Source organism: Micromonospora parva, assembly GCF_000718515.1.
Taxonomy (GTDB): domain Bacteria; phylum Actinomycetota; class Actinomycetes; order Mycobacteriales; family Micromonosporaceae; genus Micromonospora; species Micromonospora parva.
Window position 1 is genome coordinate 92,736 of sequence record NZ_JNZS01000027.1, and the last position, 20,662, is coordinate 113,397.

The window sequence follows — 20,662 nt, forward strand, 5'->3', positions numbered from 1 at the left end:
CGGGTAGCTCCCCCAACGCCGGCTGCCATCGCACGTCTGTTGCACGTGCGGGAATTGCGCATCCGTGATGGACGGCAATCACGTGTCACTCCGTCGAAGCCGCCAGCATTTTGTCCGACCACCGACAGAGTTAAATGCGAGCCGGATAGCTGACAGGGCACTTCTTCGACCACCACGCTAATCTGCCTTCGGCGGTTTCGCTGAAACAGGCGACCATTCCTAAAGGAGAATGTCATGTTCATCGTGGCGACGCAGGATCCGAAGACACGCGGTCAGTCTGAGGCTCCCGAATCGGGCGCGGACGCGTGGGGTGCCCTCCTACCCATCGACGCCGGGCTCACGCAGGCCGAGGCGGACCGGCAACTGGCCACCTACCTGGCCGGGGTGCAGGCGGGCGAGCCGCTGTGCATCCGCGCGCACGGCAACGACGAGGAAATCGGCGACGCCGAAGCCGGTGCCAAGGACTGGGGCTGGACGTACAAGAAGCTGGCCCGAATGCTGGCCACCCACCTGACCGCCACCCCGAGCGTCGTCCTGATCCGGTCGTGCGCCGAGGAGGTGACCAACTTCCCCACCCAGATGGCGGTCCGCCTGGAGTCGAACTGGCCGGGCGCGAACCACCTCGACGGGGTCGTCATCTACGGCTACAACACGTCCGTCAGCATCAGCACGCCAATCCCCTCGCCGCAGCAGCTGAAAAAGAACGTCCAGATCCAGCCGGTCATCATTTCGTTGTGACCGACGACGGCACCTAGCAATCGGTTCCGTACATAATTCCTTCAGCAACTCGGGCTCTCGCATCGACCTGTCACATTCGCACGGAATAGACAGTCCGATATTCTTGAGGAATCCGACGGCGGGCCCGCCGCTGACCATCTCACCTCTGAATTGGTCACCGGAGTTGCCGACGACCGCGTCCACTCGCAGTCGGTCCGCCGGCATCGCCAGTAGCGGAGGGACAGCAATGGGGCTGCCGCCGCTGGCTCGCAGGCCTGCCATGCTCAGGCCATGGACGACCTGACGAGCCGCGTACGGCAATTCGCGGAAGAACGGGACTGGCAACAGTTCCACACGCCCAAGAACTTGGCCATGGCACTCGCTGGTGAAGTTGGTGAGCTGATTGCCGAGTTCCAGTGGCTCACGCCCGAGCAGTCTGCGGCGGTCATGTCTGACCCGGACGCCGGCAAACGGGTGAGAGCCGAGATCGGCGACGTCATGATCTACCTGACCCGGCTCGCCGATGTACTCGACGTCGATCTAGTGGAGGCGGCTCTGACCAAGCTTCAGGATTCGGCTCGTCGCTACCCCGTTGACCTGGCTCGCGGTTCAGCCTCGAAGCGGTAGCCGCAGGCAGCGTCGGCATGGCGCCGAGTTGATCTATTCGTTACAGTCCACCACGTAGGAGCGCGTCACGACGGGCTTCCGGCGAGTGTCGGATACGCCCCCCATGCGCACGATCACTTCGTGCTGCCCGGGGGCAAGAGTTGTCAGCGTTTCGTACGTCCGCCGATGGTCTGCTGCGCCTGGTCGCTAACGGAACTCTCGCGGACCGGATCGCGGAGCAGATCGGCCGAAACGTGAGTCCGGCGGAACGCCGTGCCTGGTCGCGCAGCCTTGAGGTGCTCGGCCAGGATCTCGCCGATGCCGGCCTGAGCCAGGTCGAGATGCTCGTCGAGTACCAGTTGCCGCTGACCAGCAAGCGGGTCGACGTGGTTCTCGCCGGTGTGGACCCGAGGACCGCCGACGACTCCTACGTTGTCGTGGAGTTGAAGCAGTGGTCCTACGCCGAGTCCTACGAGGGCTCCGGCGACCTCGTGGCGGTGGAACACGCACGTGGCCCACGGCTCCACCCTGGCGTCCAAGTCGAGCTGTACTGCCAGTACCTGACGGACTTTCTCGGCGTCCTCACCACGGAGCGGAACCGGATCCGTGGGGTGGCATACCTACACAACGCGGTCGACCGAGACATCAGTGACCTGTTCGATCGCGGATCAACCGAGCAGAGCCGCATCTTCACCAAGCAGCGGCGCGGCCAGTTCATCGATTACCTGCGCACCCATCTCGCCCCGACATCAGGTACCGGGGCCGCAGACCGGTTCCTCACCAGTTCCGTTCGCCCCAGTCGTCATCTGCTCAGGTACGCCGCACAGGAACTGCAAAGCCGGTCGCACTTCACGCTGCTGGATCAGCAGCGTGTGGCTTACGAGTTGGTGCTGCACGCCGTGGAGCGCGCCCGATCGGCGGATCGGAAATCGGTCGTTGTCGTATCGGGCGGACCGGGCAGCGGCAAGAGCGTGATCGCGTTGTCGGTGCTCGGTGAGTTGGCACGCCAGAACCGGTCCGTCATGCACGCGACCGGCTCGCGGTCGTTCACCCAGACGTTGCGCCGGTACGCAGGCAAAGGCTCGACCCGGATCAAGAACCTGTTCAGCTACTTCAACAGCTTCATGTCCGCCGAGCGCAACGGTCTGGACGTCTTGATCTGCGACGAGGCGCACCGCATCCGGGAAACCTCCGTCAACCGGTTCACGCCGAAAGTCAAGCGGGAGAAGGCTCGGTCGCAGATCGACGAGCTTATCGCCGCTGCTCGGGTGCCGGTCTTCCTGCTCGATGAGCACCAGGTAGTCAAGCCGGGTGAGTTGGGCAACGTGGAGGTCATCTCGTCGTACGCGAAGCAGCTCAACCTTGACGTCGAGGTGGTGTCTCTACACACTCAGTTCCGCTGCGGCGGCAGCGAGGCGTACGAGCAGTGGGTCGTTGATCTGCTCGGGCTCGACGGCGGCGAGCCGTCGGTCTGGACCGGCGACGGGAGGGTCGACCTGCGCCTCGCCGAGTCGCCGCAGGAGTTGGAGACCTTCCTCGCCGGCAGGCAGGCAGCCGGTCTCACGGCGCGCATGTCCGCCGGCTACTGCTGGCCGTGGAGCGACCCGCGAGCGGACGACAGCCTGGTGCCGGACGTACAGATCGGCGGCTGGTCGAGGCCCTGGAACGTCAAGAGCGACCGCAGCGTCGGCGAGGCGCCAGGTAGCGCGTTCTGGGCCACTGACCCGGACGGCTTTGGCCAGGTGGGCTGCGTCTACACCGCGCAGGGTTTCGAGTACACCTGGTCGGGCGTCATCATCGGACCGGATCTGGTGGCGCGGGATGGCCGGCTGGTGACTCGACGCGAGGAGTCGAAGGACCCGGCGTTTCGCAGTCGCAAATTGGTCAGCGACACCGAAGCCGACTTGCTGATTCGCAACACCTACAAGGTTCTGCTGACCCGCGGGATGCGGGGCACGATCGTCTACTCCACGGACCCGGAGACGCGGGAATACCTCGCGTCGATGGTCAAGGTGATCCGACCGGTCGAGACTGTCTACGAAACGGCCATCGGAGACGACCTCGGCTGACGACCGGTGGGCTCGGCGGCACGACAGGTGCGAAGGGGCACTCGCCACACGGGGTCAACTGGTCAAGGGATGTCTGAGCGAGGAGGTCAACCCGACCGGTCCAGTGACCTATGGTGAGAAGTCGGGCGCCGGGTGGGCGGCCCACGGCCGTGGGTTTCACGTTGTTCAGCCGAAGGGTGCACCGATGAACGACAACGCCCTCGGCGTCGACAACCGCTGAGATGGACTGGGCCGGATGGGCGTTGTTCGGGTTGGTCGCCACCGCGGCGCTCACCGCGGCGATGATCACTGCTCAACTGGCCGGTCTCACCCGGCTCGACCTTCCCCTGGTGCTCGGGGCTTTCGTCACCGGGGATCCGGACCGGGCGCGGGTCGTCGGGTTCTTCCTGCATCTCTGCATTGGTCAGGGTTTCGCGCTCGGTTACGCGGCCGCGTTCGCGCTGTTGCATCGTTCCACCTGGTGGCTCGGGGCGGTGTTGGGGGTCGTGCACGTCGGGATCGCGCTGACGGTGATTCTGCCGCTGCTTCCTGGTGTCCACCCGCGGATGGCGTCGCAGCGGGCGGGGCCGGCCAGCACTGCGGTGTTGGAGCCGCCCGGGTTGTTCGCCGTCAACTACGGCATCCAGACCCCGCTGGTCACGGTCGTCGTCCACGTCGTCTACGGGGCCTTCCTCGGGTTGCTCCTGCAGGCCAGGTGACCCGCGTGACCCACCGCTCGTCCAGGCGGCCCGGCACGGAGCGATCTGCATGACCGACGGGCCACCGATCAGCGACTACGGGCTGATCGGCGACACGCGCACCGCCGCCCTGGTGTCCAGTGACGGCGCGATGGACTGGCTGTGCGTACCACGTTTCGACGGCGATCCGCTGTTCGGTCGGCTGGTCGGAGGCCCGGAAGCCGGCACGTTCCGGGTCGGCCCGGCCGGAGCGGCCACCGTCGTCGAGCGACGGTACAAGCAGCACACCGCCACAGTGGAGACCACCTGGGCGGTGGGCGACGGCCGGCTGCGCCTCACCGAGGCGATGGTGGCCGAGGTCAGCGGTCGGCTGCTGCCGACGACACTGATCGTGCGACGGTTGTCGGCCGAGCAGGCACCGGTCGACGCGGTGGTGGATTTCGATCCGCGCCTCGGCGTACGGCACCGCCGGCCGCGTAGCCACCACCGGCGCCAGGGCCTCGTGTGTGAGTGGGGGGCGCTCGCTGTCGCGCTCGACAGCACGCCCCCGTTCAGAATTGAACCGGGTCGGCCCACCTCGGTCACGGTCCGGCCGGGCCGTCCGGTCACCCTCGTCCTGGCCGTGGCCCACCGCGAACCGCTGATCCACGTCGAGCCGGAGGCCGCCTGGGACCTGCTCGTCGAGGACGAGGCCCGGTGGCGGGCCTGGACCGCGGAGATCGACGAGCGGCTGCCGTTCCGGGAACACGTCGCCCGAAGCCTGCTCACCATGCGGCTGCTGACCTACTCGCCGTCCGGAGCGCCGGTGGCCGCACCGACCACGTCGTTGCCCGAGGATCCCGGTGGCGGACGCAACTGGGACTACCGCTATGTCTGGCCCCGGGACGCCAGCATCGGCGTCAGCGCCTTCCTCAGCTTGGGTAAGGCCGACGAGGCCCGCGGTTTCCTCGCCTGGCTGCTGCACGCCAGCCGGTTGCAACGGCCACGCCTGCCGGCGCTGCTCACCGTGCACGGCCGGCACGTGCCAGCGGAACGAGAACTGCCTGGTTGGCCCGGTTACCTGGACAGTCGTCCGGTGCGGATCGGCAATGGTGCGGCGGGTCAACACCAGCTCGACGGCTACGGCTGGGTGATCGACGCCGCCTGGGCGTTCGCTTCGGCCGGGCATCGCCTCGACGCCGAGACGTGGCGGGCGGTGCGCGGCTTCGCCGACGTGGTCGCCGAGTGTTGGCAGGAACCCGATGCCGGCATCTGGGAGGTGCGGGAGCCCGGCCAGCACGTCCATTCCAAGCTCATGGGCTGGCTCGCGCTGGACCGCGCCCTGGCCATCGCCGACACGCACCCCCTGCGGGAGCGTCAGCGCCGACGCTGGCGGAACGCCCGCGATGCCATCGCCGCCGAGGTCCGGACGCGCGGCTTCGACACGAGGGCGGACAGCTACGTCCGGGGGTACGGCTCCGCCGATCTCGACGCGGCAGTGCTCGTCCTGCCGTTGCTGGACATGGACCGGGCCGAGTCACAGCGGGTGCGGGGCACCGTCGACGCCGTGCGGGACAGGTTGTCCGCCGGCGGCCCACTGCTCTACCGCTACCCGCCCGGACGTGACGGCCTGCCCGGCACCGAGGGCGCGTTCCTGCCGTGCTCGTTCTGGCTCGTTCAGGGCCTTGCCCGCACCGGGCGTCGCCGCGAGGCCGTCGACATGTTCCGGGCCATGGTTGATTACGCCAGCCCGCTCGGCCTCTACGCCGAGGAGGTGGACCCGGCGACGGGTGCCCACCTCGGCAACTACCCGCAGACGCTGACCCACGCCGCGCTCGTCCAGGCGGCACTCGCCATCCGGGACGCCCCCGCTGATGCCGGGTCCGCCTGAGGGGCCGTCCGAGCGCAGGACACGCCTGTGGGACGGCTCGCGCGGGTAGGGTTCCGATCATGACGATTCCGCATCTGACGGCCGCCGACGGCACCACGTTGCCGGCGATCGGGCTCGGCACCTACCAACTGAACGGCTCGGCGGGTGTCGACGCGATCGGTCAGGCGATCCGGGCGGGTTACCGGTTGCTCGACTCGGCGTTCAACTACGAGAACGAGGGCGCTGTCGGTCGGGCCGTGCGGTCGGCGGGCGACGTACGGGACGAGCTGATCGTCACCTCGAAGCTGCCGGGGCGGCACCACAGCTACGACGAGGCGCTGACCACCGTCGAGGAGAGTGTGTTCCGCACCGGCCTCGACCGGATCGACCTGTACCTGATCCACTGGCCGAACCCGAAGGTCGACAGGTACGTGCAGGCGTGGCAAGCGCTGATCGAGGCCCGCGAGCGCGGGCTGGTGCGGCACATCGGTCTGTCCAACTTCCTGCCCGAGCACATCGAGCGGCTGGTGGCCGAGACCGGTGTCGCCCCGGTGGTCAACCAGATCGAGGTGCACCCGTACTTCCCGCAGCAGGAGGCGCTCGACTACCACCGGGAGCACGGCATCCTGGTGCAGGGGTGGAGCCCGCTCGGCCACGGCAACGACCTGCGACAGCATCCGGTGATCGGGGAGATCGCTGCGGCGCACGGCGTCAGCCCGGCGCAGGCCATCCTCGCCTGGCACGTGGCCCGTCAGGTGATCCCGCTGCCCAAGGCCGCCTCCCCGCAGCGGCAGGCCGAGAACCTGGACGTCTTCGGGATCACGCTCACCGACGCGGAGGTCGCGGCCATCACCGCGCTGGGCCGCCCGGACGGGCGTCTCGCGGACCAGGACCCGGCGGTGTACGAGGAGTTCTGACCGGCCCGCCGCACCGGACGGTCAGGGGTCGGGAGAGCATGGGGCGTGCTCGACGGACTCGACGACATCGACTGGGCGCGGCTCGGTCACGCCTACGGGGCGGCCGACGACGTGCCCGACCAACTGCGCGCCCTCGCCTCGCCCGACCCGGCCGTCCGGGACTCGGCGCTGGGCGAGTTGTACACCAACGTCTTCCACCAGGGCGGCCGGTTCGAGGCGAGCGCGTACGCGGTGCCGTTCCTGCTGGAACTGCTCGCCGATGCGGCCACCCCGGACCCGGCGGCGGTGCTCGGGCTGCTGGGTGCCCTGGCGGTCGGCTTCGACGAGGGTGTCCTCCCCGACGGTTTCCCCGTCGCCGAACACCGCCGGGCCGCCGAGGGCGGGCGTGAGCTGCTCGCCGCGAAGCCGCCACCGTGGACCGGCGCGGACGAGTCGACCAAGGAGTACGTCGAGTACACCTACGTCGAGTCCCTCTCCGCTGCGGATCAGCGTCGGCTGTGGGCGTACATCGAACTGTCGGTCTACGACGCGGTGCGCGCCGGGGTGCCGCTGTTGCGCACCCTGCTGCACCACAGCGACCCGGGCGTGCGGACGGGCGCGGCGTACACAGTGGCCTGGTTTCCGGAGGAGGCCACCGGCAGCGTGCCCGCGCTGGCCGCCGCGATCGACGCCGCCGGGAAGCCTGGCGTCGAGGTGGCGTCCGGCGAGGTGGCGACGATGCTGGTGGCGTCGGGGTTGCTCGGCGCGGCGCCGGACGTCCGCTGGTTGGCCGATCCGCGCCCGGTTGTCCGGTGGGGCGCCGCGATCGGTCGGGCCCGTGTCCTCGGCGCGGCGGCCGACCCGGCGACCGTCGAGGAGCTGCTGAGCTGGGCGGCGTCCCCGCCCGACGGCATCGCCGCCCCCGACCACGCGGCCGATCCGAGCCGGGACGAGGTGCTGGCACCCCTGCCCGAGGGGTGGGTGCCGTTCCTCGACGGCGACCTCGGCGGCTACGCGGGCCTGGCCCTGCGGCAGCTCGGCCCCCGGCACAGCGACCGGGCCTTCGACGCGTTGCTCGACCGGCTGCCCGTCGTCAGCGGTGACCGGTCGTTGACGGTGCTGGGTGCCGCGCTGCGCCTCGCCTTCCCGGACGGCCCCGCGCCGGCGGGGACACCGGTCGCGGCGTTGACGCCCCGGCAGCGGCGGCTCGCCGAGGTGCTGGGCCGCTCACCGCAGCCGTGGCTGATCGACGGGCAGGAGTTCGGCAACGTCAGCATGCTGGTCGAGGAGTACGGCCTGCCGGGAAGCCGCCCGGCGGTGCTCGCGTACCTGCGGTAGCCGCCGACCAGCGGCGGACGGTCCGGCGCTGACCGGTGACGGTGTGTGCCGGGTTCGGCCGACGTGCTGTTCACCACGCCCAGGTCGGGGAATTCGGGTCCGCGGGATCGGGGTTGAAGTGCCGGAAGCAGCGGGAGAACGGATGCGGCGGGCGCATCGTGACGAGGAGGACGGACGTGGCCACCGAGGTGGAGTTCGGGCTGGACAGCTTCGGGGATGTCACAGTCGACGCGAAGGGCAGACCGTTGCCGTACGCGCAGGTGATCCGCAACGTCGTCGAGCAGGCGGTCCTCGCGGACCGGCTCGGCGTGGACGCCATCGGCCTCGGTGAGCACCACCGCGACGACTTCACGATCTCCGCCCCGGAGATCGTGCTCGCCGCTATCGCCGGTCGGACCGAGCGGATCCGGCTCGGCACCGCGGTGACCGTCCTCAGCTCGGACGATCCGGTGCGGGTCTTCGAGCGCTTCGCCACCCTCGACGCGGTCTCCCAGGGCCGCGCCGAGATCACCCTGGGCCGGGGCTCGTTCACCGAGTCGTTCCCGCTGTTCGGCTACGACCTGGGTGACTACGAGAAGTTGTTCGAGGAGAAGCTGGAGCTGATGTCCCGGCTGCTCGCGGAAGGTCCGGTGACCTGGGAGGGCAGCGTACGGGCGCCGCTGAAGCAGCAGGAGGTCTACCCGAAGACGGAGTCCGGGCGGATTCGCACCTGGGTCGGCGTCGGCGGCAGCCCGCAGTCGGTGGTCCGGGCCGCCCGGCTCGGTTTCCCGCTGGCCCTGGCGGTGATCGGTGGTGACCCGGCCCGGTTCGCGCCCTACGTGGAGCTGTACCACCGTGCCCTCGACCAGTTCGGCCGCGAGCGCCTTCCGGTCATCGCACACGTGCCCGGCTTCGTCGCCGCTACCGACAAGGAGGCGGCCGATCGGCTCTGGCCGCACGCCCGCAACATGTTGAACCGGATCGGCCGGGAGCGCGGTTGGCCGCCGGCCACCCGGGCCCGGTTCGAAGCCGACATCGCCGAGGGGTCCTGGCACGTCGGTTCGCCGGAGACGGTGGCCCGCAAGGTCGCGGAGACGGTGCGGGTGCTCGGTCTGCAGCGCATCGACCTCAAGTACGCCACCGGCACCCTGGCCCACGAACACCTGATGAGCAGCATCGAGCTGTACGCCACGGCGGTGATCCCGCGGGTGCGGGAGCTGCTGGCCGACTGAGCCCGCGACCCCCGCCTTGCCGGGCGCTCAGGCCGCCGCTTGCCGGCGCGGAGGACTATCTGGTCAAGCCTGCCGAAGTCGCCGAACTGCTGGCCAGAATCCGGGCGCTGCTCCGCCGTGACCAGGACGCGGCACGCCGACTCCCCCTGGGCCTGCGAAGCTGGTTGGACGTGGGCAACCGCCGGGCGCGGCGGCGACGACTGAACCCACGCCGGTGCCGGGCGGCCACGTGGCGGCCGCCCGGCACGGCATCGGCGCGCGTCAGATCAGACGAGCCCGCCGAGGGACGGGTCGCTGATGCTGTCCCTGCCGTTCTCGACGTGGCCCGCGTACCGGTACTCGAAGGCGGCGTCACCCGCGACGCTGACGGTCAGGTCGTACCAGCCGTGGGTACGGGAGAGCGGCCACTGCGCCCGCTCCGTCTCGCCGGGCCGCAGCGACAGCTTGACCGGACGGGAGTTGTAGAGGTCCCGGACGGTTACCTCGACCCGCTTCGACCCACGGTTGGTGAGCGTGAGGGCGACCTTGAAGTCCCGCTCGTCGTACGAGGGGGTGACGTCGAGGTTCGACCGGCCGCCCGTGAACCGGCGGAAGAACCCGTTCGGCCCGTGCACCGACAGGTCGTACCCGGACTCGACCTTCCACGTGTCCGACAGGTGCTTGCCCGGCTCGACGGTGAAGCTGCGCGGGGCGTCCGCGCTGCCTGCCTGGCGGACCTGGAAGACCGCGGCGACCCCGCCCGAGTTGCGGAAGTCGATCCGGAACGCGCCGTCGGCGAGGTGCCCGTCGGCGTGCAGGGTGTACGGGATCGGGCGCGCCGGTCGTACCCCGTGCTCCTGCTTCGGCAGCCGCTGGTCCGCCGGCGGGACCGGCACCTCGTCGGGGTGCCGGATGAGGTCCTCGGGCTTGAAGTCGTCGGTGTCGGGCAGCCGGACCTCGCGTGAGCGGTTCGGGTGTCGGAAATCGAAGGCCGTGGTCAGGTCGCCGACGACGGCACGCCGCCACGGGGTGATGTTCTGCTCGATCAGGTCCGGCCGGCCGTGTCCGAACCGCGCCTCCAGGAACTTGATCAGCGAGGTGTGGTCGAAGACCTGGGAGTTCACGTAGCCGCCGCGGGTCCACGGCGACACGATGATCATCGGTACGCGAAGGCCGAGCCCGTAGGGTCCGGCCGGGTGGTTGGCGTCGCCGGGGAAGATCTCGTTGGTGGTGGGCACCGTGGACTGCCCGTGCTCCCGCGACTGCGGTGGGGTCGGCGGGACCACGTGGTCGAAGAAGCCGCCCTCCTCGTCGTACGTGATGAAGAGCGCCATCTTGCTCCACACCTCGGGGTTCGCCGCGAGGATGTCGATGACCTGCGAGATGTACCAGGAGCCGTACGCCGGCTCCCAGTTCGGGTGCTCGGTGTACGCCTCGGGAGCGGTGATCCAGGAAACCTGGGGCAGGCGTCCCGCCTCGACGTCGGCGCGGAAGTCGGCCAGCAGCGCCTCCGGGTCGCGGCCCTGCGTCCTGATCTCGGTGCCGGTCTTGGCCTTGTCTGCCAGCGGCGTTCCGGGCTGCGCGTTCTGGTACTGGTGGAAGTAGAGCAGCGAGTTGTCGCCGTAGTTGCCGATGTACGGGTCGTTCGTCCAGCCCCAGGAGCCGCCGGCGTTCAGGCCGGTGCCGACGTCCTGGTAGATCTTCCAGGAGATGCCGTTGCGCTCCAGCCGCTCCGGGTAGGTGGACCAGTCGTAGCCGGCCTCCGCGTTGGTGATGACCGGACCGCCACCCTTGCCATCGTTGCCGACCCAGCCGCTGAACATGTGGTAGCGGTTCGGGTCGGTCGGCCCCATCAGCGAACAGTGGTAACTGTCGCAGACAGTGAAGGCGTCGGCGAGCGCGTAGTGGTACGGCAGGTCCTGGCGGGTGTGGTAGGTCATCGCCGTGACGCCCTTGTTCGGCACCCACCTGTCGAACCGGCCGTCGTTCCAGGCGGCGTGCCCGTCGTTCCAGCCGTGCGGCGGGTCCGGCAGGAAGGTCTGGCCGAGGTCCTTCACCTCGGGCCGGAAGGGCAGCAGCTCGTCGGCCCCATTGGGCTGGTGCCACACGTCCTTGCCGGACGGCAGTGTCGCCGGATGGGGGTCACCGAATCCGCGTACACCGCGCATGGTGCCGAAGTAGTGGTCGAAGGAACGGTTCTCCTGCATCAGGATGATGACGTGCTCGACGTCCTTGATCGTGCCCGTCCGGTTGTTCGCCGGGATGGCGAGCGCCTTGCTGAGGTCCAGCGGGAGCGCCGCGCCGATCGCGGGGACTCCCATCGCCTTGAGGAACGTGCGCCGATCCACCGTGCCCATAACTCCGCCTTTTGTGCGATCTGGTCGAGAAACTGGCGACCGGACGCTACCGACGACGGGTTGACGGCGGATGACCGTAGTTCGTTGGTTTTGCGACCACTCGTCGACCGGCTCTGGGCCCTCGATGAGTGCCGGTCACGCCGCCGTGACGTCGACCCGGGTGAGCCGTCGATGCCCGCTCGGGCTCAGGCCGTGCACGCGTTTGAAGGCCGCGCTGAAGCCGAACGCGTCCGCGTACCCGAGGCGACGCGCCACGGCGGCGACCGTCGCTGTTGATTCGGACAACAGGTCGGCGGCCACCGCCATGCGCCAGTCGGTCAGGTAGGTGAGCGGCGGTTCACCCACCAATGCGGTGAACCGTTTCGCCAGTGTGGACCGGGACACCCCGGCCTGGGCGGCCAGGTCGGCCAGGGTCCACGGTCGGCCCGGCGCGTCGTGCATGGCGCGCAGCACCGGACCGACAGTGTCGTCGCTCAGCGCGCGGTACCAGCCGGGCGCCTCGGCCTCCGGCTGGTCGAACCAGTCCCGGACCGTGCACACCAACAACCAGTCCAGCAGACGGTCCAGCACGACCTGCCGTCCGGGCCGACCCGCGTTGAGTTGGGCGTCCAGGTAGTCGCGCAGCGCGGCGCAGTCCTGGTCTTCCGGCACGACGAGCACCGGCGGCAGCGCGCCCAGCAACCGCTGAGGCACCCGACCCCGGACGTGGTACACCCCGACCAACAGCACGAGGCGGTCGGTGTGATCCGCGTCCACCGGGTCGACGACCCCGGTCTGGCCGCGCCGGACGTCCCGCAGTTCCCCGGGCTCGAAGCTCGACCGGGGCTCGGCGGAGAAGACGAACGGCGCCGGCCCGCGCACGATGGCCGCCTCGCCGACCCGGACCAGGCGAGGCTTGTCGCTGTCCGGATGGGAGATCCAGCCCTCGCCCCGCATCGGAACACAGAGCGTCAGCGGGGCGCCGTCGGTGAACCGCAGCGCCCACGGCGGCGTCAGCACCGACCGGCCGAAGGCCGCGCCGTCGGCGTGCAGACCGCGCAGCAGATTGTCGAACGGGTCCATGTCTCCGACGATAGGTCGCGGAGGATGGACCGCGGACGATCGGACATGCCCGTCGTACGACAGGACATGTCCCGCAAACGACCGGGCGCGTTGACTCGTGGTCATGACGACGAACGCACCTTCGACACTCGTGATGGCCGGCACCGGCAAGACCGGTCGCCGGCTGGTCCAGACGCTGCGGGCGGCGGGTCACCACGCCCGGGCCGCCTCTCGCTCCGGTGAGGTGCGCTTCGACTGGTCGCGGCGGGACACCTGGCGGCCGGCCGTGGCAGGTGCCTCTGCTGTCTATCTGCTCGCTCCGGAGGACCCGGCGCTGGCCACCGACTTCGTGACGCAGGCAGTCGACTCAGGTGTCGGCCGGATCGTGGCGCTCTCCGGGCGCGGGATCGACCGGATCGGTGACTTCTCCCCCGGCATGCTCGCCGCGGAAGAGGCAGTGCGGAAGTCCGGCATCGAGTGGACGATCATCCGGGCGAACAACTTCAGTCAGAACTTCAGCGAGGACCTGTTTCGCCAACCACTGCTCGACGGTCGGCTGGCCCTGCCGATGGGGGCCACGCCCGAGCCGTTCGTCGACGCCCAGGACGTCGCCGACGTGGCGGCGACGCTGTTGACCTCGCCCGGTCACCACGGACAGGTGTACGACCTGTCCGGCCCCCGTGCGCTCACCTTCGCTACGGCGGTCGCCACGATCGCGCGGGTGACCGGCCGCTCGATCCGCTACGTGGAGCTCACTCCGGAGCAGTACCACGCCGAACTGCGCGCCGAGGGTTATCCGGCGCAGGCGGCCACGGGGCTGAACGCCCTGTTCGCCGGGATGCGGGCGGGCCATCTCGCCGAACCGACCGACGGGGTACGTCGAGTTCTCGGACGGGACCCGCTCGACTTCGACACCTACGCCGAACGGGCCGCTGCGGCCGGCGCGTGGTCGTAGTCCGCCCGGCGGGCGGCATGAGAGCGGCGTAACAGGTGATCTGCCCGCATACCGCGAGCACCCGGACGTACCGTGAGATCGTGTCGACGAAAGACGTACTCACCAAGGCTGACCTCGCTGAACTTCGCCGCTCGGCGCTCGGGACGGCCAACCCGCTCGGCGTCGCCGCTGATCTCGCCGAGGCGGCGGAGCAGGGCCGACTGGAGGATCCCGACGACGCCGGGGACGCGCTGACACTGGCCGCCGAGATCGCCGAGATCCGGGCCCGACCGGATGCCGCCCTGCGCTACGCGGAGCGGGCCCTGGCGGCGTACCCGTCCGGGGACGATCCGCGGGCCGGGTTCGCCCGGGCGCTGCGGGCCCGGGCGCTGTTCCGCGCCGGCGGTCGGGACGACGAGGCGATGGCAGAGTTGACAGCGCTGCGCCCGTTGCTGCGCACGCAGCCCGACGCCCCCGCCTACGTCAGCGCGGCGCTGGATGCCGGTGGTCGTTCGGCGATTGCCGAGCAGTGGCTGAGCGAGGCGGTCGACGCGGTGCTCAACGAACGCGCGACCGCCGCCTCCGGGCCGGCCAGCACCGCGATCGACCCGGTGGTCGATCTCGGTCCGCCGGACGCGCCCGGTGTCACCTTCTTCCTGCTGCAACAGCGGCATCGGGTACGCCGGAACCTGAACCTGCCGCACGACCGGCAGGACGACCTGGCAGACCGGCTGGAGACCCAACTCGTGCGCCGGGCCGGCGAGCGCAGGGACGCCGAGTCCGACCTGCTCTTCTGGCCCCGGGTCGAGTTCGACCGACTGCTCGCCGAGCACCCCGCGCTGAGCGAGGTGTACGGGTCGGACTGGGACGCGCACCGGGGCCGGCTGGAGAAGGAACTGGTCCGGCTGAGGGGGGCCGGTCAGGCCGGGTTGGCCGTGTTCCGTGCCACCGTGGACGGGTTGAACGCGTTTGCCGGTCGACGTGACGGCGATCCGGCCGACGCCGCGGTCCGGGCGGGATACGCGGCCGAGGTGCAGGCACGACCCAGCGCGCGGATCGCCTGGCCGCCGGAGCGCAACGACGCCTGCTGGTGCGGGTCGGGCCTCAAGTACAAGAAGGACTGCCTGCCGCGTTCCCGCAGCTGAGCGTGGCAGCTATCGAGATGCGGCGTGCCGCTGATAGTGGCGGGCGACCCGGGCCCGGTTGCCGCAGGAGGGCTTGCACCACTCCTGACGCGGGTGGTCCTTGACGAAGTAGCGCACGCATCGGGGTGCGGGGCAGGCGCGCAACTCTTCGCGCGCCGGACCGGTGAGGAAGCCGATGACGGCCCGGGCCAGGCCGGCGGTGATCGCGAGCCGCGCGTCGGCGGCCTCGCCGTGCCAGGCGAGGGACGGTGCGCCCTCCTGCGCCCAGCTCAGCACGGGCCGGACCGGCACCGCCCCGGCGGCCTGGTTGAGCTGGGCGACCGCCTCCTGCGGCGAGAGCAGTGAGGCCGAGTCGGCCCGGCTCGGTGGGCCTGGGCGGACCGCCACGGCGAACAGGCCACGCGCGGCACGGCGCACCGCCACCACGTCGAGTCGGGTCCGTTCGTCGACCACCTCGCCGTGGGCGTCGATTCCGCCGACGTACTCCCGCAGCGCCTCGTAGTGCTCGTGCAGCCAGGTGGTGAGGCCGGCGAGGTCGTCGAGGTCGTCGGCGACGCCGCCGTTGCCGTCGTGCCGAATCGTGCTGACCAGGGCGAGCGCGAGCTGCGCTGACATCGGTCCCTCCGGTGCTGGCTTGTGCTGTCGATGCTGCCAAGAGTAGCTTGCCTAATGCTTACGCCGTTCGTGAACCATTAGGGGGCGCCGTGCTGGTCATCGCACACCTCAGTGACACTCACATCGACAGTCATCCCCGATCAGCCGAGCGGACCGCCCGGGTCATGGACCACCTGCACTCCCTGCCACGACCGGTCGACGCCATCCTGATCACCGGGGACATCGCCGACCACGGCGAGGTGGCCGAGTACGAGACCGCCGCGAAGCTCTTCGAATCCCCACTGCCGATCATGGTCTGCCCCGGCAACCACGACGTGCGCGACGCGTACCGCAAGGGTCTGCTCGGCGACGACGGCGGCGGCACCGGCCCGATCAACGCCCGGCACGACGTGGCCGGCGTGGTCTTCCTCCTCGCCGACTCGTCGGTGCCCGGTGCCGACGAGGGCCACCTGGACGACGAGACCATGGCGTGGCTCGTCGACGAGCTGGGTTCGGTGCCGGCCGGGACGCCGACGTTCATCGCCCTACATCACCCGCCGGTGGTGCTGCACCACCCGGTCATCGATCCGATGCGGCTGCTGCCGGCCGACCCCCTGGCCGACCTCGTCGCCGCCCACCCCCAGGTCGTCGCCGTGCTGACCGGGCACTTCCACACCGCCGCCGCGAGCACCTTCGCGGGCCGTCCACTGCGGATCGCGCCGGGTGTGGTCTCCACGCTGCGGATGCCGTGGGAGGGTGACGGCCCGTTGACCACCCAGACCCAGCCGCCCGGCGTCGCGTTCCACGTGTACGACGACACCGGGCTGCTCACCACCCACTACCGGGTGGTGGTCTGAGCGTGCACGGGGTCGCGGTGCTCGGCTTCCTGCTCGCCGTCGCGCCGATCACCGCCACGCCGGGCGCGAGCCTGACCCTGGTCGTCTCGCAGGTCGCCAGCGGCGGCCGGCGGCAGGGCTGGTGGGTGATCCTGGGTACGGTGACCGGGCTGTACGTGCACGCCACCCTGGCCGCTGTCGGTCTGGCCGCGCTGGTGCTCCGCTCGTCGCAGGCGTTCTGGGTCGTCAAGCTGGTCGGGGCCGGTTACCTGGTCGGGCTCGGGCTCTGGCTGCTCTGGTCCGCGTCACGCCGTCGCACGAAGACGGAACGACCACCGACGGTTCCCAGCCGGAGGCTGCCCTGGCGGGTGGACCACCCGTACCTGCAGGGGTTGCTCGGCAACGTGCTGAACCCGAAGGCCGCCGCCATCTACCTCACCCTGGCACCACAGTTCCTCGAACCGGGTCGACCGGTGCTCGTGCCGATGGTGCTTCTCGCCACGGCACACGCCGCGCTGCACACCTGTTGGCTCGCCGGCTGGACCGAGGTCTCCGGTGCCGCCGCCCGGCTGCTCCGCACCGCCTCGGTGCGACGCGCGTTCGATCGGTTGACCGGTGCGATCCTGCTCGGCCTCGGGGTACGGGCGGCGGTGACCTGAGGTCGCCGTGGCTCGCGCCCCGCCGGGCGATCGTGGGGGCTGACACATCCGAGCGGTACCGATAGCGTCCATGCCCGGACGAACGACGTCCGGCCGGTATCAGGAGGAGACGCCGATGTTCGAGGAGTTCATGGGCATCCCCGCCCACCCTCTGCTGCTGCACGCAGCCGTGGTGTTCGTGCCGCTGCTGGCCCTGCTGACCGTCGGCTACGCGTTGGTCGCGCCGATCCGGCCGCACACCCGCTGGGTGTTGGGGCTGCTCGCGGTGGGCGCACCGATCGCCGCCCTGCTGACGAAGCTCTCCGGCGACGCCTTCCTCGAACGGATGCAGGCGGCCAACCGGGTCACTCCCGAGTTCCTGCCGAAGCTTGAGGCGCATCAGGAGTTCGGTGACATCACGCTGTACGCGACGATCGGGTTGGCCGTGGTGGCGCTGGCACTGGTCTGGTTCGTCGCGCCCAGGGCGACCGACGGCGACGTCGACCGGCGCCCCTCCCCTGCGCTGACAGTGGCGTTGCAGGTGTTGTCGGTGGTGGCCGCCGGCGTCGCCGTCTACTACGTGTTCCGTACCGGCGACTCCGGGGCGAAGGCGGTCTGGGAGGGCCAGTGACCCGCCAGGCGAGCAGCAGACCGGCCGCGATCAGCGACGGGAACGCCGCCCCGCCGGATCGACACCTCCGGCGACAGAAGGATTCGGCACCGGGTCGAGGGCGGGCCCAAGGTCTCCGGTTGCTGGTCAGCCAACGCGCTGACCAGCAACCGGAGACGGCACCGGCCCAGCCGGGAGACCTGAACGGGACAGCTAGCTCTGGAATCGCCGACGGCGACGCGTCCACCAGAGCATGCCACTGCCGACGGCGATGAGCGCGGCAGCGAACGTGAGCACCAGACCGATGGGCAGGCTGTCGCCGGTGATGGGCAGACCACCACCCGATCCGCCGTCGTTGGACGGCGGCTCGGGGGTCGCGCCTCCGCCCCTGGACGCCTTCACGGTGGTGTTACCGCCGAGGTAGAGGATGTTCTTGGTCTCGGCGTCGTCGGTCATCGCCTTGACGGAGGTCTGCGTGGTGCGCGGCAGGTGCGGGTGCGCCGTGGTGAACTCCGATTTGGTGATGTTCTTCTTCGGTGCCTGTGAGAAGTCCACGCCGCCGACGGTGTAGACGTAGACCCTGCCGCCGTACTCACGCTCGAAGCTGTAGTCGCCCTCCTTGAAGGATTTCAGGTACCGCTGCCAGGTTTCGTTCTTGTCCCACTTCGCACCGCGGATCGGCCATCGGGACACCTCGTTGCTGTTGATGATGGCGCGGTAGTCGGTGGCCTTCTCCGCGTCCTGCAGCCGGATCCACTCCGCGGCGACGCGCGAGGTGTACACCCGGCGCAGGTCGGCGTACGCCGCATGGTTGTTGATCTTCTTTTCGACTTCGGGGAGGATCATGGTGTTGACGAGGCTCTGGTTGTGCTCGATCTGCGCTTTGGTCAGGTCGCAGGTGCCGCCTGGCACAGGGGTGTTGACCTCCTGCGGAACGGAGTTGACCTTCAGCGGCGCGTCGAGGATGTAGATGCCGCCGTCCTGCTCCCGCACCTGCGCCGGCTGGGGGACGATCCAGTTGCGGATGCTGTGCAGGCAGGGCCGTCCGTCGACCCGACTCAGCGAGTCCCAGAAGCGGGCGCCGCGGGCGGTGCTGGGGTTCATCGTCTGGGCGAAGTCGTGCTTCATATCCAGGTCAGCTTCGAGCAGCACGCGGCCAGCGTCGGTCTCGCCGAACCGGTCGTCCATGATCTTGTCGGGTTGGTCCGGGTTGAGGTTCACCCAGAACTTGTCCGGGGTGAGCGCGAGCCAGGTGAAGAACGAGTCGGAGACCAGCTCCGCCTTCTCCTTGCCGCCCGCACCGGGATTGGTGTCCGGATCTGGCATCTTCTTGGCGCTGAAGGAATAGTCCAGGCCCTCGCCCTTGACCGGCGCGCCCACGAAGCGCAGTTCCAGGGTGGAGAAGTCCACGCCGCCGGGACCACGCACGCGCTGACCGGTCGTGTCCAACTGACGGGCACGCTCGATCTGCTGGCGCGCGGTCTCCGGGTTCGGCGCGGACCGGTTGATCATGTCGTTGCCGCCGCCGCGTGAGCCCTGGTTCACGCCCGGCTTGGCGTTGAGGGTGGAGTCGTACCTGCTGTGCGGGCCAGGCGTGTAGCGGACGACTGCAGTGGAACGGTGCTCGTAGGTGGTGACCCTTGGCCTGCCCTGCGCGTCGTTGCCGATGTCCGCGCCCAGGTTCCGCACAGCCGTCCTGGTCTTCGGTTCCTGCTCCTGGCCGAAGGCGTACCGCAGTTTGTAGTCCTGGTACCTCGGGTCCTTGAGTACGACGCGGTCCTTCGGCGGCTGGCTCGTGTCGTGCGCGCCGCCGGACTTGAACTCGACGAATTCCTTGGTCCGGTGGTTGGCCGCGTCGTACTTGCGGATGGTCTTGCCGTCCTTGTCGAGGATGTACTCCTCACACAGCCAGTCCGGTCCGACGAGGTTCAGATCGCGTACGATCTTCGCGGTGAACGCGGCACCACGCCGGTTACGGGCGTAGTTCTCGATGTAGACCTCGTTCAGCCACTCGTCGAACGTGCCCGCGAACGGCCTGGTGCCGTTCTTCTGGTTGTTGTTGTAGGTGGCGTAGACCCGCTTCGGGTCGCCCTCCTTGTATCGCGAGCTGTCCTCGCCGATCTCGTCCAGGAATTTCGTGCGTTCGGCCGGGTCAGAGGGAAGGGTCAGACCGTCCATGGCCTGCCGTGGGTTGTCGAACTCGTACTCGTCCCAGTCCGCCTCGCGACGGATCGTGCTGTCCGCCGGCAGTCCGCCCGGCTTCGCTGGATCGCCTCTGACGCCGTACATCTCGTCGCAGCGCTTCGCCTTCGGTGCCGCCTCCACGCCGCCGGTGAGAACAGGCAGGCCACTGAAGGTCATCACGCTGGCGCAGGCGACCGCCACCGCGATTCGCGCCAGGCTGCGTGGGCGACGTCTGGGTGTCGGGTAGCTCATCTGGATCCTCGTCTGGGGAGGCTGAAAGACCAGACAGCGGAAGCGCTGCGGCAGATGCCTCCCCGTAGTCATCTGGTCACCAGCGCCGTCAGGCACCCTAGGCGTGAGTTCGCCGCCGATGCAGTCCAGCACTACCTGATCGATAGCTTTGGATGCGGGATCGTTACGTTCGCGCCACCACAGTCGTAGGGTGGAACGCCATGAGCGTCGATCGGCAGAGCGAAGAGCAGGAGTGGGCCGACAACCCACGGCTGAACGCGTGGCTGGCGAAGCAGGAGGCGGCCTTCCCGGGGTGGGCGCAGCAGAGTGGCCAGGCGTGGGACTTCACGCCCGGGTCGCTGGATCAGCTCGAAGACCTGCTCCGGCGGCAGTTCTCCACCTGGGAGGAGGTGAGCGCGGCGCAGGAGGATCCGATCGTGGCAGTCTCGGCCTGGTACCTCGGCGAGGTGCAGAACCGGCACTACGGCACCGTGTGGCACTGCAACCCGCAACTCCCGGTGAACCACCCTGACCAGGACGGCACACCGTTCGTGCTCATGCCCGAGGATCCACGCGACGAGTACGAAGAGGACGACGACGAAAGGTACCGACCCGGCAACAACCCCTTCGTCGAGATCCGAGCCCTGTTTGTCCGGGGCCCGGAGAACCGACTGCGTGACGTCCTCAACCGGTACCGATGACGGTCTCGGGGTGCCGGTGCGGCCCGGTCGAGGGCCCGGGCCGCACCAG

General features: G+C 69.6%; 18 protein-coding genes. 14 read left to right on the forward strand and 4 right to left on the reverse strand.

The annotated features are described in order from the left end of the window. Window positions 1-234: 234 nt before the first annotated feature. From IF22_RS0127975 to IF22_RS0128010, 8 genes are all read left to right on the forward strand, one after another. Window positions 235-738, forward strand: a complete 504-nt coding sequence (locus IF22_RS0127975; protein WP_030337125.1) for a hypothetical protein — start codon at window positions 235-237, stop codon at window positions 736-738. Window positions 739-1,008: 270 nt separating this feature from the next. Further along, window positions 1,009-1,344: a nucleotide pyrophosphohydrolase gene (locus IF22_RS0127980; RefSeq protein ID WP_030337126.1), complete on the forward strand. Its 336-nt coding sequence runs from the start codon at window positions 1,009-1,011 to the stop codon at window positions 1,342-1,344. Between the two features lie 233 nt (window positions 1,345-1,577). Then, the gene (locus tag IF22_RS0127985; protein ID WP_245233757.1) at window positions 1,578-3,392 is read left to right on the forward strand and encodes a DUF2075 domain-containing protein; all 1,815 of its coding nucleotides are present in this window, start codon (window positions 1,578-1,580) and stop codon (window positions 3,390-3,392) included. Between the two features lie 221 nt (window positions 3,393-3,613). Continuing rightward, window positions 3,614-4,090 (forward strand): hypothetical protein, encoded by a 477-nt coding sequence (locus tag IF22_RS0127990; RefSeq protein WP_030337128.1) that lies wholly within the window; start codon window positions 3,614-3,616, stop codon window positions 4,088-4,090. Between the two features lie 49 nt (window positions 4,091-4,139). Continuing rightward, the gene (locus IF22_RS0127995) at window positions 4,140-5,939 is read left to right on the forward strand and encodes a glycoside hydrolase family 15 protein (RefSeq protein ID WP_030337129.1); all 1,800 of its coding nucleotides are present in this window, start codon (window positions 4,140-4,142) and stop codon (window positions 5,937-5,939) included. Window positions 5,940-5,998: 59 nt separating this feature from the next. Next, window positions 5,999-6,835 (forward strand): aldo/keto reductase, encoded by an 837-nt coding sequence (locus IF22_RS0128000; protein ID WP_030337131.1) that lies wholly within the window; start codon window positions 5,999-6,001, stop codon window positions 6,833-6,835. A 45-nt stretch (window positions 6,836-6,880) separates the two neighbouring features. Then, window positions 6,881-8,152 (forward strand): hypothetical protein, encoded by a 1,272-nt coding sequence (locus tag IF22_RS0128005; protein ID WP_051708829.1) that lies wholly within the window; start codon window positions 6,881-6,883, stop codon window positions 8,150-8,152. A gap of 176 nt (window positions 8,153-8,328) precedes the next feature. After that, window positions 8,329-9,363, forward strand: coding sequence for an LLM class flavin-dependent oxidoreductase (locus IF22_RS0128010; RefSeq protein ID WP_030337135.1), 1,035 nt, complete (start codon window positions 8,329-8,331; stop codon window positions 9,361-9,363). Between the two features lie 266 nt (window positions 9,364-9,629). Here IF22_RS0128010 and IF22_RS0128015 read toward each other — a convergent pair whose 3' ends face one another. Both IF22_RS0128015 and IF22_RS0128020 read right to left on the reverse strand, forming a co-directional pair. Next, entirely contained in the window at window positions 9,630-11,699 is a 2,070-nt protein-coding gene (locus IF22_RS0128015; protein WP_030337137.1) for a phosphocholine-specific phospholipase C, read from the reverse strand. A 135-nt stretch (window positions 11,700-11,834) separates the two neighbouring features. Further along, window positions 11,835-12,761 (reverse strand): AraC family transcriptional regulator, encoded by a 927-nt coding sequence (locus IF22_RS0128020; protein WP_030337139.1) that lies wholly within the window; start codon window positions 12,759-12,761, stop codon window positions 11,835-11,837. Window positions 12,762-12,864: 103 nt separating this feature from the next. Between IF22_RS0128020 and IF22_RS0128025 the strand changes: the two genes are divergently transcribed. Next, window positions 12,865-13,695: an NmrA family NAD(P)-binding protein gene (locus tag IF22_RS0128025; protein ID WP_030337140.1), complete on the forward strand. Its 831-nt coding sequence runs from the start codon at window positions 12,865-12,867 to the stop codon at window positions 13,693-13,695. Between the two features lie 80 nt (window positions 13,696-13,775). Continuing rightward, window positions 13,776-14,819 (forward strand): SEC-C domain-containing protein, encoded by a 1,044-nt coding sequence (locus tag IF22_RS0128030; RefSeq protein WP_030337141.1) that lies wholly within the window; start codon window positions 13,776-13,778, stop codon window positions 14,817-14,819. Between the two features lie 9 nt (window positions 14,820-14,828). On the opposite strand, the gene IF22_RS0128035 is transcribed toward IF22_RS0128030, so the two are convergent. Beyond that, complete coding sequence (locus IF22_RS0128035) at window positions 14,829-15,434, reverse strand: CGNR zinc finger domain-containing protein (RefSeq protein ID WP_030337143.1); 606 nt, start codon at window positions 15,432-15,434, stop codon at window positions 14,829-14,831. Between the two features lie 89 nt (window positions 15,435-15,523). Here IF22_RS0128035 and IF22_RS0128040 point away from each other — a divergent pair, with 89 nt between their 5' ends. The 3 genes from IF22_RS0128040 (at window position 15,524) to IF22_RS0128050 (ending at window position 17,518) form a co-directional block, all read left to right on the forward strand. Continuing rightward, window positions 15,524-16,270, forward strand: a complete 747-nt coding sequence (locus IF22_RS0128040; RefSeq protein ID WP_030337144.1) for a metallophosphoesterase — start codon at window positions 15,524-15,526, stop codon at window positions 16,268-16,270. A gap of 2 nt (window positions 16,271-16,272) precedes the next feature. Continuing rightward, window positions 16,273-16,908 carry a LysE family translocator gene (locus IF22_RS0128045; protein ID WP_030337145.1) on the forward strand — a complete coding sequence of 212 codons (636 nt, stop codon included), beginning with the start codon at window positions 16,273-16,275 and terminating at the stop codon, window positions 16,906-16,908. A gap of 115 nt (window positions 16,909-17,023) precedes the next feature. Then, window positions 17,024-17,518, forward strand: a complete 495-nt coding sequence (locus IF22_RS0128050; RefSeq protein WP_030337146.1) for a DUF2231 domain-containing protein — start codon at window positions 17,024-17,026, stop codon at window positions 17,516-17,518. Between the two features lie 192 nt (window positions 17,519-17,710). Here the strand turns inward: IF22_RS0128050 and IF22_RS0128055 are convergent, their stop codons facing one another. Next, entirely contained in the window at window positions 17,711-19,933 is a 2,223-nt protein-coding gene (locus IF22_RS0128055; RefSeq protein WP_036412447.1) for a hypothetical protein, read from the reverse strand. Window positions 19,934-20,133: 200 nt separating this feature from the next. On the opposite strand from IF22_RS0128055, the gene IF22_RS34050 reads away from it, so the two are divergent. Beyond that, a complete protein-coding gene (locus IF22_RS34050) occupies window positions 20,134-20,613 on the forward strand; it encodes a hypothetical protein (protein ID WP_051708830.1) in 480 nt (159 codons plus the stop codon). Window positions 20,614-20,662 lie beyond the last annotated feature (49 nt).

Excerpts from the sequence above, each read along its gene's own strand:
- IF22_RS0128035 (WP_030337143.1), bottom strand. The coding sequence starts at position 15,434 with ATGTCAGCGCAGCTCGCGCTCGCCCTGGTCAGCACGATTCGGCACGAC.
- IF22_RS0128020 (WP_030337139.1), bottom strand. The coding sequence starts at position 12,761 with ATGGACCCGTTCGACAATCTGCTGCGCGGTCTGCACGCCGACGGCGCG.
- IF22_RS0127980 (WP_030337126.1), top strand. The coding sequence starts at position 1,009 with ATGGACGACCTGACGAGCCGCGTACGGCAATTCGCGGAAGAACGGGAC.
- IF22_RS0128000 (WP_030337131.1), top strand. The coding sequence starts at position 5,999 with ATGACGATTCCGCATCTGACGGCCGCCGACGGCACCACGTTGCCGGCG.
- IF22_RS0128015 (WP_030337137.1), bottom strand. The coding sequence starts at position 11,699 with ATGGGCACGGTGGATCGGCGCACGTTCCTCAAGGCGATGGGAGTCCCC.
- IF22_RS34050 (WP_051708830.1), top strand. The coding sequence starts at position 20,134 with ATGAGCGTCGATCGGCAGAGCGAAGAGCAGGAGTGGGCCGACAACCCA.
- IF22_RS0127990 (WP_030337128.1), top strand. The coding sequence starts at position 3,614 with ATGGACTGGGCCGGATGGGCGTTGTTCGGGTTGGTCGCCACCGCGGCG.
- IF22_RS0128050 (WP_030337146.1), top strand. The coding sequence starts at position 17,024 with ATGTTCGAGGAGTTCATGGGCATCCCCGCCCACCCTCTGCTGCTGCAC.
- IF22_RS0127975 (WP_030337125.1), top strand. The coding sequence starts at position 235 with ATGTTCATCGTGGCGACGCAGGATCCGAAGACACGCGGTCAGTCTGAG.
- IF22_RS0128055 (WP_036412447.1), bottom strand. The coding sequence starts at position 19,933 with ATGAGCTACCCGACACCCAGACGTCGCCCACGCAGCCTGGCGCGAATC.
- IF22_RS0127995 (WP_030337129.1), top strand. The coding sequence starts at position 4,140 with ATGACCGACGGGCCACCGATCAGCGACTACGGGCTGATCGGCGACACG.
- IF22_RS0128025 (WP_030337140.1), top strand. The coding sequence starts at position 12,865 with ATGACGACGAACGCACCTTCGACACTCGTGATGGCCGGCACCGGCAAG.